Origin of the sequence: Sorangium sp. So ce124 (genome assembly GCF_051525235.1) — a bacterium.
In the GTDB taxonomy this organism is placed as follows: Bacteria; Myxococcota_A; Polyangia; order Polyangiales; family Polyangiaceae; genus Sorangium; species Sorangium atrum.
On sequence record NZ_CP150312.1, the window covers coordinates 373,624 to 389,733 of the forward strand.

Below are 16,110 nucleotides of genomic sequence, written 5' to 3' on the forward strand. Positions count from 1 at the left end.
GGCCCTTGGGCGTCTGCAGGATGAGCCCGAAAACGAGGCAGCCTGGAACGAGCTCGCGGAGGCCGTGACTGCTCCGAACAACGGCGCGGGCCCCGGGGACGTCGAGCGCCTGCTCGGCGCGGCGCGCGGGCGGCACGAGCAGCGGAAGGAATGGCAGGCCGTGGCCCGCCTCCTCGAGCTGGAGATCGCCCTCGCCGCAGGCAGCGCCGTCGAGCCCGCGATGCAGGCCGAGCTCGCCCGCGTCTACCACGAGGAGCTCATCGACGTCGACCGCGCGGCGGCCGCCTACAAGCGGCTGCTCGAGCTGCGCCCCGACGACGACGCCGCGGCCGAGGCGCTCGAGACCGACGCCTCGAAGCGCGAGCGGTGGCGCGACCTCGTGGACCGGTACGTGGCCGAGGCCGAGGGCGCGACCGACGGCGCCTTCAAGAGCGCGCTCTACACGAGCGCCGCCGACATCGGCTACCGCTACGGCCGCGCCGAGCTCGGCGAGCGGGTGGCCGAGCTCATCGAGCTCGCCCTGAAGCTCGACCCGAAGAACCTCCGCGCGGCCAACCTCGCCGAGATCGCCTTCTCCTCCGCGGGGGACTGGGACGCCGTCGTCCGCGTCCAGTCGATCGTCAAGGGCGAGGCCCAGCTCAAGGAGGACCGCATCGCGGCGGCCGTCCGCGCGGCGCGCACCATCAAGGCCCGCCTGAGCGATCCGGCCCGCGCTGTCGCGGCGTACGAGGAGCTGCTCGACCTCTCGCCCGGCCAGCCCGAGGCGCTCTCGTTCCTGACCGAGGCCTACTCCGCCGCGGGCGACTGGGATCGCCTCGTCGCCCTCTACGAGGACCAGCTCCGCAGCGGCGGCGTGAAGCCCGGCGAGGAGCTCGGCATGCTCGTGCAGATCGCCATGGTCCACTGGCGCATGCGCGGCCAGCCCCAGGCGGCCGAGCCCTATTTCGACCGCGTGCGCCGCGCCGACCCGGCGCACGCCGGGATGCTCAACTTCTACCGCGAGGTCCTCGAGCAGCGCGGCGACAAGCCGCGGCTCACGACGATCCTCACGGACGCGCAGCGCGCCGTTCCCGACGGCCCCGAGAAGCGCGCCATCGCCACGGAGCTCGCGCGGCTCGCCGAGTCGCAGGAGAACGCCGCCAAGGCGATCGAGCAGTACAAGTCCGTGCTCCGGACCGACCCGGAGAACCGCCAGGCGCGCGACGCCCTGAAGCGCCTCTACCTGCAGACCGAGGGGTACAACGCCCTCGTCGAGCTCCACCGGCAGGACCTGGAGCGCACGCCCGCCGACGACGTCGCCGGCAGGGTCGCGGTGCTCCGCGAGATCGCCGCGATCTACCGCGATCGCGCCAAGAACGACGCGGCCCTCGTCACGGTCCTCACCCAGATCGTGCAGCTCGACGACAAGGACGTCGACGCCGTGCGGGAGCTGACCCGCATCTACGAGTCGCTCGGGCGCTGGCGCGACCTGCTCTCGTACCAGCAGCGCCTCGCCGAGCTGACAGAGAGCCCCGCCGAGAAGGCGGGGCTCTACCGCGCTGTCGCGCGGCGCTGGTTCGACCAGTTCTCCAACGTCCAGAACGCCATCGCGGCGTACGAGGCGCTGCTCACGGTCGAGCCGATCGACGAGGAGGCGCAGCAGAAGCTCCGCGAGCTGTACCTGAAGCGGCGCGCCTGGCCGCAGCTCTACTCGCTCTACGAGCGCAAGCTCGAGGGCGCCGAGGGCGCCGCGAAGATCGAGCTCCTCGGCGAGATGGCCAAGCTCGCCGCCGAGCGGCTCGACCGCGGCGCGGACGCGATCGCGCTGCAGAAGCGGATCCTCGAGCTCGACCCGAGCGCCCCCGGGGTGCTCGACGCGCTGGAGAAGCAGGCCGAGCGCGAGAAGGACTTCGCCACGGTCGCCGAGGTGCTCGAGCGCCGCGTCGACCTCGCGGCCGACGACGCGGCTCGCCTCGTCTCGCTGCAGAAGCTCGGGGCCGTGTACGCCGAGCGCCTCAAGGATCCGGCCCAGGCGGCGCGGACGTGGCGGCGCGTGCTCACGCTCTCGCCGGGGCACGCGCGCGCGCTCCGCGTCCTGCGCGACGCGTACTTCGCCGCGGGCGACTGGGACGGGCTCGAGGAGCTCTACGCCTCGCAGAACGACTGGGAGGGCCTCGTCGACTTCCTCTCGGGCGCGGCGGACAAGGCGACCGACCCGGCCACGAAGCTCGACATCTCCTTCCGCGCGGCCCGGATCTTCGAGGAGCAGCTGAAGGCGCCCGAGCGCGCGGCGCGCTCGTACGAGCGCGTGCTCAGCGTCTCGCCGAAGGACGCGCGCGCCGCGGCGGCGCTCGTGCCGATCTACGAGGAGGAGGAGAAGTGGGCCCGGCTGCCGGCGCTCTACGAGATCCTCCTCGACGCGACGGACGACGCCGAGGCGCAGGTCGGCATGCTGCGCAAGCTCGCGGCGGTGACGGGCGGGCCGCTCTCGGACAAGCCGAGCGCGCTCGGCTACGCGCGCCGCGCCTACGAGCTGAAGCCGGACGACGAGGGGCTCGACCTGCTCGAGGCCTGGTCGCGGGCGGCGGGCTCGTGGGGGCCGTTCGTCGAGGCGGTCGAGGGCCGGCTCCGGACGGCGGAGGACCTCGCGACCGACGTGCAGCGCACGCTGCGGCTGAAGCTCGCCGAGGTGTACGCGCGCGAGATGGGCAAGCTCGACGAGGCGGTGACCGTCTACCGCGGGCTCGTCGAGGACGATCCGTCCGACGACGACACGGTGCGGGCGCTCGACGCGCTCCTCCGGGCGAACGAGCGGCAGGCCGATCTGCGGTGGCTGTTCGAGCTCAGGGCGAGCCAGGTCGGGGGCGAGGATCGCGCCGAGATCCTCGAGGAGTGGGCGACGCTCGAGGAGGAGGTCTTCGGCGACCCGGCGAAGGCGATCGAGCTGCTGCGCAAGGTCATCGCGCTGACGCCCGGGCGCATCAACGCGCTGCGGGTGCTCTCGCGCCTCCTGAACGCCGCGGGCGAGTACGAGGCGGCGTCCGTGATCGTGGCCACGCACCGCGACGTCAGCGAGGGCGACGAGCGGGCGCGCCGCGAGATCGAGCTCGCGACGCTCTACCTGGACCGGCTGGATCGGCCGGCGGACGCCTTCGAGGCGGCGGTGCGCGCGCTCGATCTGTCGGCGCACGACCCGGACGCGATCGCCGTCCTCTCGCGGCTCGTCGAGCGGCCGGAGACGCGCGTGCGCGCGGCCAAGGTGCTCGCCGTCGAGTACGCGGAGACGGGCAACCACCGGCGCGAGGCCATGGCGCTCCGGGTCATCCTCGAGTCGGAGCGGGATCCGGCGCGGCGGCGGGAGCTCTACCTCACGCTCGCGAGCGTCGAGGAGGCGAAGCTCCACGCGGCCGGGACGGCGTTCGACGCGCTCCTCAGGGCGCTGCACGAGTTCTCGGACGACATCGAGCTCTGGGACCGCGCCGCCGAGCTGTCGCGGCGCGCCGGCCGCCCGACCGACCTCGCGGAGGCGTACCGCGTGCACCTCGTCGCGGGCCGCACCGAGGGCGACAAGGTGCTCGGCAGCTCCGTGGAGGTCGAGCTCTGCGAGCGCGCGGCGAGCCTCCACGACGAGCAGCTCGGCGACCCGGAGGGCGCGAAGCCCTACCTGGAGCGGGTGCTGAGCCTCGACCCGAACAACCACCGCGCGTTCGAGCGGCTGAAGCAGATCCTGACGGCGGCCGAGCGGTGGGGCGAGCTCGAGGAGCTCTACGACCGCGCCGCGAAGGGCACGACGGACCAGAGCGAGCGCATCGAGCTGCTCAACGAGGTGGCGCTCATCGCCGAGGAGATCATCGGCGATGCGGCCAAGGCGATCGGCTACTACGAGCGCATCCTCGAGCTCGATCCGTTCTACACGGCGGCGCTCGACTCGCTCGAGAAGCTCTACGAGCGCGAGGGCCGCTTCCGCGACCTCGCGGCGCTCCTCGAGCAGCGCCTGAAGACGGCGACCGAGGCCGAGAGCGTCGAGATCAAGCTGTCGCTCGGCAGCATCTACCTCGACCGGCTGCACGAGCCCGAGGGGTCGCTCGGGCACCTCGAGGACGTGCTGCGGATCCGCCAGAACGACCCGAAGGCGCGCGAGCTCGTCGAGCGGCTGCTCGACATCGGGGCGCTCCGGCTCCGGGCGGCGCGCGTGCTCGAGGCGGTGTACGAGGCGCGGGACGAGATCCGGCAGCTCGTGCGGGTCCTCGAGATCCGTCGCCAGGGCGCCGAGACCGAGTCGGAGCGGCGCGAGCTGCTCCGGCGGGTCAGCGTGCTCCAGGACGAGCGGCTCCGGGACGACGCCGGCGCGTTCGCCAGCCTGTCGGAGCTCCTGCCGCTCGAGCCGGAGGACCTCGCGGCGCGCGAGCGGCTCATCGAGATCGGCCGGCGCCTCGGCGAGCACGAGCAGGTCGCCGAGGTGCTCACGGCGGCCGCGGACGCGTGCGGCACGGCCACCATCCGCGGCGAAATCCTGATGGAAGTCGCGAGGATCTGCGAGGACCTCCTCGGCGACGCCGACCGGGCCGAGAAAGTCTACCGGCGCGTGCTCGCCATCGATCCGACCGATCCGACGCTGGTGATCCCGGCGGCGCAGGCGCTCGGCCGCATCTACGCGGCGAAGGAGCAGCACCAGGCGCTCGCGGGCGTGCTCGCGATCGAGGTGCGCCTCGAGGAGAACGTCGAGACGCGGCGGTCGCTCTACGAGCGCATCGGGACGCTGCACGAGACGGTGCTGGACGACCCGGCCAAGGCGATCGAGGCCTGGCAGGCGCGGCTCGGCGACGACGGCGCCGACGTGGCGGCGCTCGCGGCGCTCGAGCGGCTCTACGAGCGGACGTCGCAGTGGCGGGAGCTCGTCTCCGTGCTCCGGGCGCGGGAGCAGTCGACGACGGAGCCGGAGGAGCGGCGGCGCGCGATGACCAAGGCGGCCGAGACGCTCGCGCAGAAGCTCGCCGACGTGCCCGAGGCGATCAACGCGTGGCGCGCGGTGCTCGACGAGTTCGGCCCCGAGCGCCCGACGCTCGCGGCCCTCGAGGAGCTCTACGAGCTCGACGAGCGCTGGGTCGATCTCGCCGAGACGCTCGAGGTGGACCTGTCCCTCGCGGTGGAGACGCCCGCCCGGCTCGACCTCTTGGCCCGGCTCGGCGACGTGCGGCGGCTGCACCAGGCCGACGCGACGGGGGCGCTCGAGGCGTACCGCCAGGCGCTCTCGCTCGACCCATCGAACGCGCGCTGCCGCGCGGCGCTCGAGGCGATGCTCGAGCGGGAGGACGCGCGGCGCGACGCCGCCGAGACGCTCGAGCCGCTCTACGAGGCGGACGGCGACGCCGAGCGCCTGCTCCGGGTCCTGGAGATCAAGGTCGAGACCTCGGATCTCCCGAGCGAGCGGCTCGCCACCCTGCAGAAGTCGCTCCGCACCGCGGAGGGGCCGCTCGGCGACACGTCGCGGGCGTTCGGCTACGCGCTCCGCGGCGTGCGGGAGGCGGCGGGCGAGCCCGAGGTGACGACGTGGATCGCCACGGTCGAGCGGCTCGGCGAGGCGACCGGGCGCTGGTCCGAGGTGTGCGAGCTGTTCCAGCGCATCGCGCCGGACATCCTCGACGGCGACGTGCAGCAGAACGTGCGGCTGCGGGTCGGCGAGCTCGCGCGGCACAAGCTCGACGACCGCGAGCTCGCGGTCGAGCAGTACAAGAAGGCGCTCGAGGCCCGCGGGGACGACCGGCGGGCGATGATCGCGCTGGAGGAGCTCTACGGCGAGGCGCGCGACGCCGGGCGGCTGCTCGAGATCCTGAAGCTCCGGGTCGAGCACGCCGAGAGCGACGAGGAGAAGACGGGGCTGCTCTTCCGGATCGCCGAGCTCGAGCGGGGCCCGCTCGGGGACCAGGCCGGCGCGATCGCGACCTACGAGACGATCCTCGACATCGCGCTCCACCCGGACGCGATCGCGGCGCTGGACGGCCTCTACCGCGAGGCGGGGCGCTTCCAGGACCTCATCCGGCTCTACGAGCGGCAGCTCGACGTGCGCGCCGGCGACCTCGCCGAGCTGCACGTCAAGATCGCGCTCGTCGCGCACCGGCACACCGAGGACCTGCAGCGCGCGTTCGACGAGCTCTCCGAGGCGCTGCTCATCGATCCGGCGCACGAGGGCGCGGTCTCGCTGCTCGAGGCGATCCTCGAGGGCTCGGCCGAGGCGGAGCACCGGGCGCGCGCCGGGGAGATGCTCGAGCCGGTGTACCTGCGCCGGGCGGACTGGAACCGGGTGAAGATCGCGCTCGACGCGCGCCTCGCCGCGAGCCAGGACCCGGTCGAGCGCCGCGATCTGCTGCAGCGGCTCGCGACGCTGCACGAGGAGCAGCTCGAGGATTACCGCGCGGCGCTGGAGACGGTGGCGAAGCTCCTCCACGAGGACCTCACCGACGAGGGCGTCTGGGCGGAGCTCGAGCGGCTCGCGAAGGTGGCGAGCGCGGAGCGGCGGCTCGCGGAGATCTACGCGGCGGAGCTCGGGGAGCTCACCTCGGACGACGCGTCGAGCGCGAAGCTCAGCCGGCGCACCGGCGAGCTCTACGCCCAGCTCGGCGACGTGGCCGACGCGCTGCGGTGGTACCGGCGCGCGCACGAGTTCGAGCCGGACTCGCGCGAGCTGTTCGACGCGATCGACGGGCTGCTCGTCAAGGAAGGGCGCCACGCCGAGCGCATCCAGCTCTACCGCGCGGCGCTCGACTACCGGAAGGACGAGGATCGGCTCGACGCCCTCCACACGATCGCGCGCCTGGAGCGGACGGAGCTCCGCGAGCCCGCGCTCGCGATCGAGACGTACCGCGCGGCGCTCGACGTCGACGAGAACGACGCCCGGGCGCTCGACGCGCTGACGGAGCTCTACCGCGAGCTCGACAGGCCGCGGGACCTCGCCGACCTCTACCTGCGCCGGGCCGAGGCGGCCCCGAACGGCGAGCGGGCGGCGCCCTACCGGCTGGCGCTCGCGCAGCTCCTGCGCACGCGGCTCGAGGACACCTCGGGCGCGATCGATCAGCTCGAGGCGATCGTCGGCGAGGTGCCCTCGCACGCCGAGGCGATCCGGGCGCTCGAGGCGCTCATCCAGGACCCGCAGCACAAGGCGCGGGTCGTCGAGATCCTCGGGCCGCTCTACGAGGGGGCGGACGACTGGCGGCAGCTCGTCCGGCTGAACGACGAGCGGTTCGGCCTCGCCTCGGACGCGCGCGAGAAGGTCGCGGTGCTCCGGGAGACGGCGAAGCTCTGGGAGACGCGCGGCAACGACGAGCTGCGCGCCTTCGACGCGACGCGGACGGCGTTCGGCCTCGATCCGGACGACGGCGAGACGCGCGGCGAGCTCGAGCGGCTCGCCGAGCAGCTCGGCGCCTGGGAGGAGCTCGCGGAGAGCCTCGAGGCCGGGGTGACCACCACGTCGGACGAGCTCACGAAGCGCGAGCTGCTCTCGTCGCTGGCCAAGGTCTACGACACGCGCATCGACGACCCGCGCCGGGCGCTCCGCGCCTACGCGCGCCTGTCCGCGCTCGACCCGAGCGATCCCGAGCCGCTCGAGCAGATGGACACCCTGGCCGTGCTGCTCAGCGACTGGGACACGCTCATCTCCGTCCTCGAGAAGAAGAGCGAGATGGCGTCGGACGAGGAGAACGCCTCGATCTGCCGGCGCATCGCCGAGACCAAGCTCGAGATGCTCGAGGACACGGAGGGCGCCATCCAGGCGTACGAGCGGGCGCTCGAGCTCGATCCGGAGAGCGCGATGACGATCGACGCCCTCATCGAGCTGCACGAGCCGCGCGGCGCCGCGAGCCGCCTCGTCGAGCTCTACGGCCGGCGCGTCGAGCTCGCGGGCCCCGACGAGGAGGAGCTGCGCTACGACCTCAACGTGCGCGCCGCCGAGCGCTACGAGCGCGATCTCTCGAGCCCGCGCGACGCGATCGCGGCGCTCAACGCGGCGCTCGAGGCGAAGCAGGGCGATCCCGCGGTGCTGTCCTCGCTGGAGCGGCTCTACCGGGCCGAGCGGATGTGGGACGAGCTCCTGTCGAACCTGATGCTCCAGGCGAGCGCGGCCGCGGACAGGGGCGCGCGCATCAAGCTGCGGACGGCGATCGGCGACCTCTACGCGGGGGAGCTCGAGAGCCCGAGCGACGCGATCGAGCAGTACCGGCTCGTCCTCGACGAGGATGCGGTGAACGACCACGCGATCCAGGCGGTCCGCGCCATCGGCGAGGGCCGGGAGGAGCTGCGGCTCGACGCCGCCGAGGTGCTCGAGCCCGTCCTCCGCGCGGCCGGCCGCCACGAGGAGCTCGCGGCCGCGCTCGAGCTGCGCCTTCGCGCGCAGACCGAGCCGGCCGATCGGGCCGCGACCCTCCGGGCGATCGCCCTCGTGCAGGACGTCCAGCTCGGGCGCCCGCTCGAGGCGGAGCAGGCGCTGCTCCGCGCGCTGGAGGACGCGCCGGACGACGCGTCGCTCCACGGCGAGATCGAGCGGCTCGCGGAGCGCACGGACGGCTTCGGCCGCTACTGCGACGCGCTCGCGCAGCGGGCCGCGGCGACGTTCGACGCGACGATCGCGAAGGACCTGTTCCTGCGGATCGGCCGCATCGCCGAGGAGAAGCTCGGCGACGACCGGCGCAGCGCGCAGGCCTACGCGAAGGCGGTCGAGCACGCGGGCGACACGCCCGAGCTCCTCGAGGCGCTGGACCGGCTCTACGGCCGTCTCGGCGACGAGCGGGCGCTCGCGGACGTGCTCGAGCGCCGCGTCGCGGTCACGCCCGGCGATCGCGACCAGGCGGATCTCTTCTACCGGCTCGCGGTGATCCAGATCGGGTCGTTCGGCGACAAGCCCCAGGGCCTGAACACCCTGCGGCAGGCGCTCGATCGCGCGGTCGATCACGAGCGGGCGAGCGGCGCGCTCGAGGCGCTCACCGAGGACCCGGCGCTCTTCGACGAGGCGGCCGAGGCGCTCGAGGGCGTCTACCGGACGCGGGGCGACAACGCCGCGCTGGCGCGCCTCTACGAGAAGCGCATCCGCTTCGCGCCGGGCGGCGCGGAGCGGATCCGCATGCGCCTCGACCTGGCGAAGGTGCTCGAGGTGCGCTCGAACGACCCGAGGGCCGCGCTGGAGACCCTCGAGAAGGCGCTCGCCGACGACCCGTCGGACCCGGACGTGCTCGGCGAGATCGAGCGTTTGGCCCCGCTGACGGGCGGCTGGGCCAGCGCCGCCTCCGCCCTGGAGCGGGCGGTGCGGGCCGGGACCGAGCTCGACGGCGACACGGCGCGCGACCTCTGGATGCGCATCGCCGAGTGGCAGAAGAACAAGGTGGGCGACGCCAAGGCCGCCGAGGCGGCGTACGAGGCGGCGCTCACGCACGATCCCACGAGCGAGCACATCCTGCGGTCGATCGAGGAGCTGCAGCGGGCGCCGGGGCGCGAGCGCGACCTCATCGGCACGCTGCGCCGGATCGCCGCCCTCGACGGCATGGAAGGGAGCGCGGGCGAGCTGCGCCGCGAGGCGAAGGAGCTGGCGGAGCGCGCGCTGGGCGACCGCGAGCTCGTCGAGGCGATCCTGCGCGAGATGATCGCCGCGGACGAGGGGGACACCTGGGCGCTCGCCGAGCTCACGAAGGTGCGGGAGGAGGCGGGCGACCACAAGGAGGTCTTCCGGCTGCTCGTGCGCCAGTCCGAGCTCTACGCCGAGGCCGAGCGCATCCGCGACGCGCGGCACGCCGCCGCGGCGGTCGCGCGCGAGCGGCTCGGCGACGACGCGGCGGCGATCGAGCTCTACGAGACGCTCTTCGAGGCGGATCCGGGCGACGCGCGCGCCGCGACGGCGCTGCGCGAGCTCTACGCGAAGGCCGGCAAGCACAAGGAGCTCCTCGCGCTGCTCGAGCGGCTCACCGACCTGGCCGAGTCGCCCGAGGCCCGCTCGGCGCTGCGCCTCGAGAGCGCGGAGATCTGCCTCTCGCGGCTCGACGCGGTGAGCGAGGCGACCGAGCACCTGCGCGCGGTGCTCGACGAGCAGCCCGACAACGAGAAGGCGACGGTCCTGCTCGCGCAGCTGCTCGAGAAGACCGGCCGCGATCAGGAGCTGTCGGACCTGTTCGTCACGCAGATCGAGCGCGCCAAGGACCGCGGCGACGTCGCGGCGGAGCTCTCGTACAGCGTTCGCCTCGGCGAGGTCTACGAGGCGCGGCTGAACGACACGGCGCGGGCGATCGAGACCTACCGCGCGGTCCTCGAGCGCGAGCCGCGCCACCACGGCGCGCTCCTCGCGCTGGCGCGCCTGCACGAGCAGCGCGGGGAGAAGGCCGAGGCGGCGCAGCGGCTCGAGGTGATCCTCGAGGACGCCCGCGCCGCGGAGGCGGTGGCCACGGCGCTCCGGCTCGCGGATCTGCACCGGTCCCTCGGCGACGAGGGCGCGGTCCGGCGCGTGCTCGAGCGGGGGCTCGCGGCGGACGGGTCGGCGCAGGAGATCAGGAAGCAGCTCCTCGCCCTCTACGAGAAGCAGCAGGCCTTCACCGAGCTCGCCGATCTCATCACGGGCGACGCCGAGGCGGCCGCGCAGCCGGCCGAGAAGGTGGCGCTCTACCGCAAGGCGGCCGGCATCCACCTGGCGAAGCGGAACGATCCCGGCCGCGCGGCGGACCTCCTGGTCAAGGCCACCGAGCTCGTGCCGGGCGACCGCGAGCTCCTGCTCGCGCTGTGCGACGCGTACAGCGCCTCGGGCCGCGGCCAGAAGGCCGCCGAGGCGCTCCAGCAGATCGTCGAGTCCTACGGCGGCCGCCGCTCGAAGGATCTCGCCGCGATCCACCACCGCCTCGCCAAGGCCTACCTGGCCGAGGGGCAGCGGGAGCGGGCGCTCGCCGAGCTCGACATCGCCTTCAAGATCGATCCGGGCTCGATCGCCATCCTCCGCGACCTCGGCGTGCTGGCGCTCGATCTGTCGGAGTCGGGCGACGACGCGGCGAAGGCGGCGCACATCGATCGCGCGCAGAAGACCTTCCGCGCCCTGCTCCTCCAGAAGCTCGACGAGGGCGCGCCGATCAGCAAGGGCGAGGTCTTCTATTACCTCGGCGTGATCAGCCATCGTCAGAACGACGACAAGAAGGCGATCCAGATGCTGGAGCGCGCGCTCGACAACGAGCGCGACTTCGCCCCGGCGAAGGAGCTCCTGGCGCAGCTCAAGAAGTGACGTAATCTCGCCGCGTGACGCGGCTAGTCAGCATCGATGGTGTGATCCACCGGCCGGAGGAGGCCCGGGTCTCGGTCTACGACCGCGGCTTCCTCTACGGCGATAGCGTCTTCGAGACCATCCGCACCTACGGCGGCGAGCCGTTCGCTCTGGAAGAGCACCTCGTCCGCCTCGAGCGCTCGGCCGAGCGGATCGCGATCGCCCTGCCGATCCCGCGCGACGAGCTCGGCCGTGAGGTCGTCGCGCTGCTCCGGGCAGCGACGGCGGCCGGGAGCGCCGGGGCCGCGGCGGGCTCGGCGGAGGCTCCGGGCTCGGCTTCCGCCGGCAGCCCGGCCGCGCCGCTCGAGAGCTACATCCGCGTGATGCTGACGCGCGGCAGCGGCCCGCTCGGGCTCGATCCCTCGCTCGCGGGCGCGCCCCTCCGCGTCATCCTCGTCGAGCCGCTGAAGCCGCTGCCGGGCGCGCTCTACCGTGGGGGGATCTCGGCCATCACGATCCGCACCCAGCGGGCCGGCGACGCGGCGCCCGGCGCCAAGGTCTCGAACTACCTGGAGAGCCTGCTCGCCCTGCGCGAGGCGCGGGCCGCCGGGGCGCACGAGGCGCTGATCCTCGACCCGTCAGGTCATGTCGTCGAGGGCACGACGTCCAATGTCTTCCTCGTCGAGCGGCGGCCCGCGGCGCACGAGGGCGCGGAGGACCCGGGGCACCTGCTGATCACGCCGCCCAAGGAGGCAGGGATCCTCGTCGGCATCACCCGGGCCCACGTGATCCACGTCGCGGGCGAGGTCGGCATGCCGGTGTGCTGCGAGCCGGTCACGATGGCCCGGCTCCTCGCCGCCGAGGAGGTGTTCATCACCTCGAGCCTCCGCGAGATCGTTCCCGTCGTCCGCGTGGACGCCCACACGATCGGCGCGGGTGTCCCCGGCCCGAAGACCCGGGCGCTGCATGCCGCTTTCCGCAAGCGGGTAGGTGCTGGTGCGATTCCTCTCCCGTGGGAGGCGCCCTGAGCCCGCCGCGGCCGGCTCGACGGCGTCGAAATCTTGCGATCCATGACGTGCCGCTCGGAGCGCGCGTCCAAGGAACGGGCCGGCACGTTCCCTGCGCGGGTCGGATGGGGCTCGCAACTCGCCCGCCGTACAATCTGCCCGAGAGGAATCCATGATGAATCGCTCGCTCCGAATCGCCTGTTTCCTTGTGTGCGCCGTGTCCGCCGTAGCGACGGCCGGATGTGCCCTGACCATCGACGACAACTCCATCACCGCCGAGACCCTCGTGCGCTACGAGGGCACCAAGGAGAAGGCGCGGGTCGACTACCTACCGACCCAGAGCGTCCGCATCGTGAGCGAGAACGGGGACGTCGAGGTCCGTATCGGGGACGTGAGCGCGGTCGAGGTCAGCTTCTCCCCGTTCACGATGCGCAAGAAGGACGAGAACCAGATCGCGGTGGAGGAGATCGAGAACGACCTCGAGCTCTCCGCGATCACCGACGGCGACGTCGTGATCTCGACGCGACGCGTCTCGGGCGGGTGGGGAGGGCTGGGCGCCGACATCCAGGTCGTCCTGCCCGCCGAGTTCGACGGCGGGCTCCGCGTCGAGCAGGACAACGGCGGCGTCGAGGTCAACCTGGACGGCGCCCCGTCCCGCGGCACCACCGTGGTGAGCGACAACGGCAGCATCGACGTGGTCGGCGCGCGCGGCGCGATCGACGTGGCCACCGACAACGGCCACGTCTTCGTCGACCTCGACGCGTGGAGCAGCTCCGATGGCGCGATCAGCTCCGGCAACGGCGCGATCGAGCTCTCGGTGCCGGCCGGGGTGGACGGGACGATGACCGCGCAGACGCTCAACGGCGACGTCGTGGAGCAGGGCATCCCCTCGACGTGGGCCACGGCCGGCGAGGGCAGCGCGACGTCGTACACGATGGGTGACGGCGAGGGCGGCCTGCTCGAGCTGTTCACCGAGAACGGCGACGTCACCATCGCGGTGAAGTAGCTCCGCCGGGACAAAAGCCGAGAGGCGAGCGCCGGGTCGCCCCGGGCTCGCCTCCTGGTCTCTGGGTCACCGGCTTCGCGTCGCCGGCGCGCCGGCGACGCCGGCGCTCTCGATCACGTGCCGGTCGACGGCTGGGCCTCGGCGCCCGAACCCTCGGCGCCCTGCGCCGTGGCGCCCGAGCCCTCGGCGGGCTCCTCGCCGCCCGCAGCGGGCGCAGGCGGGACGGCGCCGGCCGGGACCGGGATCCGCAGCTGTCCGCCGCCCTGCTGCGCGAGCACGCCGAGCGCCTTCTGGAAGAAGGCCGCGAGGAACGGGATCTCCCGCGGCGGCGAGGTGATCAGCCCGGCCTCCTTGATGGCGCGCGCGACGGCGAGGGCGGTGGTGGCCGCCGCGTCGCCCCTGCGCGCCCGCAGCGACACGGCGCTGCTCCGGATCCGCGTCGCGAGCTGCCCGCGCACCTCGGGCGAGAAGAACCGGTCGGTCGCGAGATCGATCTCCTCCCGCAGGGCCGTGTTCACCAGCCCGGGATCGCGCATCCCGGCGGCCCCGAGCCGCTGGCCGACCTTCTGCAGGAGCTCGTCGAGCGCCGGCCGCGAGGGCAGCCAGTGCCGGAACTCAGGCTCGTCGTGCAGCGCGGCGGAGCCGGCGATCTGCGCCGTCACCAGCTCGTCCGTCAGGCTCTCTTCGAGGTCCGCTACCGGGTGCCTCGGCTCGGCGTCCGGCGCGGGCTCGATGAGATCGCGACATCCCTCGAACCCGAGCGGCACGACCTGCCCCGACACAGCGTTCTGCCGCTTCGCGGCCGCGATCCGGTGGCGCGCCCACTCCAGCGAGACCGGCACGGGCGCCGTCCCCAGGTTCTCGTACGCGCGCGCGCGGCCCTCCTTGATCTGCGAGCCGCTGAGCCACCCCGCGCCGGCGTGCAGCACGCCGACCGAGTCGCGCACGATCACCTCGGCGATCCGGTAGCGGCCGCTTGTGTCACGGCTCGTGATCGCGATGGCCTCGGTCCCGCTCGAGTCGGGCGGGATGAGCGTCGCCTCGACCACCTCGGCGCGCTCCTCCGCGAGCCGCACCACGCGCGGGCGCGTCGGGATCGTCGCCCCGCGCGACTTGAGCACGTTGAGCGCGCGCCGCGCCGCCTTGCGCGCCGCGCCGGAGGCGTCCTCCGACTCGGCGGCCGCCGCGATCGCCTCGGCGTTGGAGGCGCCGAGCCAGGCGTCGACGAGCGCCGGCGCGGCGTCGCCCGCCGACTTCAGCGCCTCGAGCGCCCGATCCCAGCCCGCCGCGAGCACCTCGGCGTCGAAGTCGACCTTCGTCGCCCCGGCGCTCGGGCTGCCTTCGGGGCGGGCGCCGCTCTCGGCCTTGCTCTTCGAGGTGGCCGCGGCCTGCTGGGCCTTCGCGGTGCGCGCGCCGAGCGCCTCGCGCGCCGTGAGCGCCGGCTTGTCCGCGGTCGCGACCGGCTTCGCCTTGGCCGCCGGCAGCGCGAAGAGGAGGTGCGCCGGCTTGCCCGGGCCCTGCGGCTGCCGGGCGTTCTTGCCCGTCACGACCGTCGCGGCCGCGCCCTGGCCGACCACGGTCACCATCCGGTCGCTCTGCTGCTGCTTCGCCGCGGCGGGCGCTCGTCCTTCGGCGCCCCCGGGGCCCTGCGGCCGCCCGCCTTCCGCGGCCGGCCGCGCCGAGAAGCCGCGGTCGGGCCTCGGCCCGCGGTCGGGGCGCGGTCCACGGTCGGGGCGCGGTCCACGGTCGGGCCTGGGCCCGCGGTCGGACCAGGGGCGGTCGGGGCGCGGCCCGCGGTCGGGCCTCGCGCCCTGCGCGCCCTGCTCTGCGCCTGCCACCTGCGCCGCTCCAGGGGCCCGCTCGGGCCTGGGTCCACGGTCGGGCCTGGGCCCGCGGTCGGGGCGCGGCCCGCGGTCGGGCCTGGGTCCACGGTCAGGGCGCGGGCCGCGATCGGGCCTGGGCCCGCGGTCGGGCCTGGGCCCGCCGGAGGCCGCGGCGGGCCGCTCGGGCCTGGGCGCGCGGTAGTCGCGCACCACCCGCGGCGCGGCGGCCGGCGGCGGCGCGGCGTCCTCGGTCGTCGGCGGCGGCGGCGCGTCCGCGAGCGCCGGCCGCTTGCGCGGCGCGATGAGGTCCAGCAGCGAGCCCTGCGGTTCCTTTGCGGCGGCCTTCGACGAGGGACGCGGCGCCTCGCCTGCGGGCTGCGCCGGCGCGCCCTCGGAGGGCTCGTCGGGTCGTTTCACGCCGCTCACGCCGCTCGCGCCGCTCGCGCCGACGGACGTGCTCGCCGAGCGGACGACCCTCCGCGCGCGCGGCTTGTCTCCGCTCTCTGCATCGGGGGCGCCCTCGCGCGCAGATTCGGGAACTGCGCTGGCGGTCCGCTCCGTGCTCTCGCTCTCGTTCTTTGTGCTCATGTCGAGGCTCCCGGGGACATATTGGAGATGGGGACCGCGGCCGCGGCTCCCCGATTATCGCGAAAGATGGGCAACAGCTTCGATCTCGACGGCGGCGCCCTTGGGCAGCGCCGCCACCTGCACCGTCGCCCGTGCGGGCAGCACGCCGCCGACGGCTGCTCCGTACACCTGGTTGACGATGGCGAAATCCGCGAGGTCCGTCAGGTAGATCGTGGTCTTCACCACGTCGCTCCAGCTCGCGCCGGCCGCGGACAGCACCTCGGTCAGGTTCTTGATCACCTGGGCCGTCTGCTCCTCGATCCCCCCGGCGACGAGCTCGCCCGTCGCGGGATCGATGGGGATCTGGCCGCTGCAGAACACGAGATCTCCGGCCTTGACGGCCTGCGAGTAGGGGCCGATGGCGCGTGGGGCCCGGTCGGATGTGATGGTGATTTTGGACATGTCGACCTCTGAAGTTCGTGAGCGCTTCGGCGTGAAGAACGCCCGCCC

General features: G+C 73.8%; 5 protein-coding genes. 3 read left to right on the forward strand and 2 right to left on the reverse strand.

Annotation, left to right across the window (positions count from 1 at the left end; translation table 11 throughout):
* The first annotated feature begins 64 nt into the window (after positions 1–64).
* The 3 genes from WMF19_RS01455 to WMF19_RS01465 all read left to right on the forward strand — a co-directional run bounded on the left by WMF19_RS01455 (position 65) and on the right by WMF19_RS01465 (position 13,210).
* Entirely contained in the window at positions 65–11,218 is an 11,154-nt protein-coding gene (locus tag WMF19_RS01455) for a tetratricopeptide repeat protein (RefSeq protein ID WP_437897429.1), read from the forward strand.
* Positions 11,219–11,232: 14 nt separating this feature from the next.
* Positions 11,233–12,225 (forward strand): aminotransferase class IV, encoded by a 993-nt coding sequence (locus WMF19_RS01460; RefSeq protein WP_437897430.1) that lies wholly within the window; start codon positions 11,233–11,235, stop codon positions 12,223–12,225.
* A 151-nt stretch (positions 12,226–12,376) separates the two neighbouring features.
* Complete coding sequence (locus tag WMF19_RS01465) at positions 12,377–13,210, forward strand: hypothetical protein (protein WP_437897431.1); 834 nt, start codon at positions 12,377–12,379, stop codon at positions 13,208–13,210.
* Positions 13,211–13,323: 113 nt separating this feature from the next.
* Here WMF19_RS01465 and WMF19_RS01470 read toward each other — a convergent pair whose 3' ends face one another.
* Positions 13,324–15,621 carry a hypothetical protein gene (locus tag WMF19_RS01470; RefSeq protein ID WP_437897432.1) on the reverse strand — a complete coding sequence of 766 codons (2,298 nt, stop codon included), beginning with the start codon at positions 15,619–15,621 and terminating at the stop codon, positions 13,324–13,326.
* Between the two features lie 54 nt (positions 15,622–15,675).
* Positions 15,676–16,062 carry a RidA family protein gene (locus tag WMF19_RS01475; protein WP_437897433.1) on the reverse strand — a complete coding sequence of 129 codons (387 nt, stop codon included), beginning with the start codon at positions 16,060–16,062 and terminating at the stop codon, positions 15,676–15,678.
* Positions 16,063–16,110 lie beyond the last annotated feature (48 nt).

Coding starts and splice junctions, on each gene's coding strand:
- WMF19_RS01465 (WP_437897431.1), top strand. CDS start 12,377: ATGATGAATCGCTCGCTCCGAATCGCCTGTTTCCTTGTGTGCGCCGTG.
- WMF19_RS01470 (WP_437897432.1), bottom strand. CDS start 15,621: ATGAGCACAAAGAACGAGAGCGAGAGCACGGAGCGGACCGCCAGCGCA.
- WMF19_RS01475 (WP_437897433.1), bottom strand. CDS start 16,062: ATGTCCAAAATCACCATCACATCCGACCGGGCCCCACGCGCCATCGGC.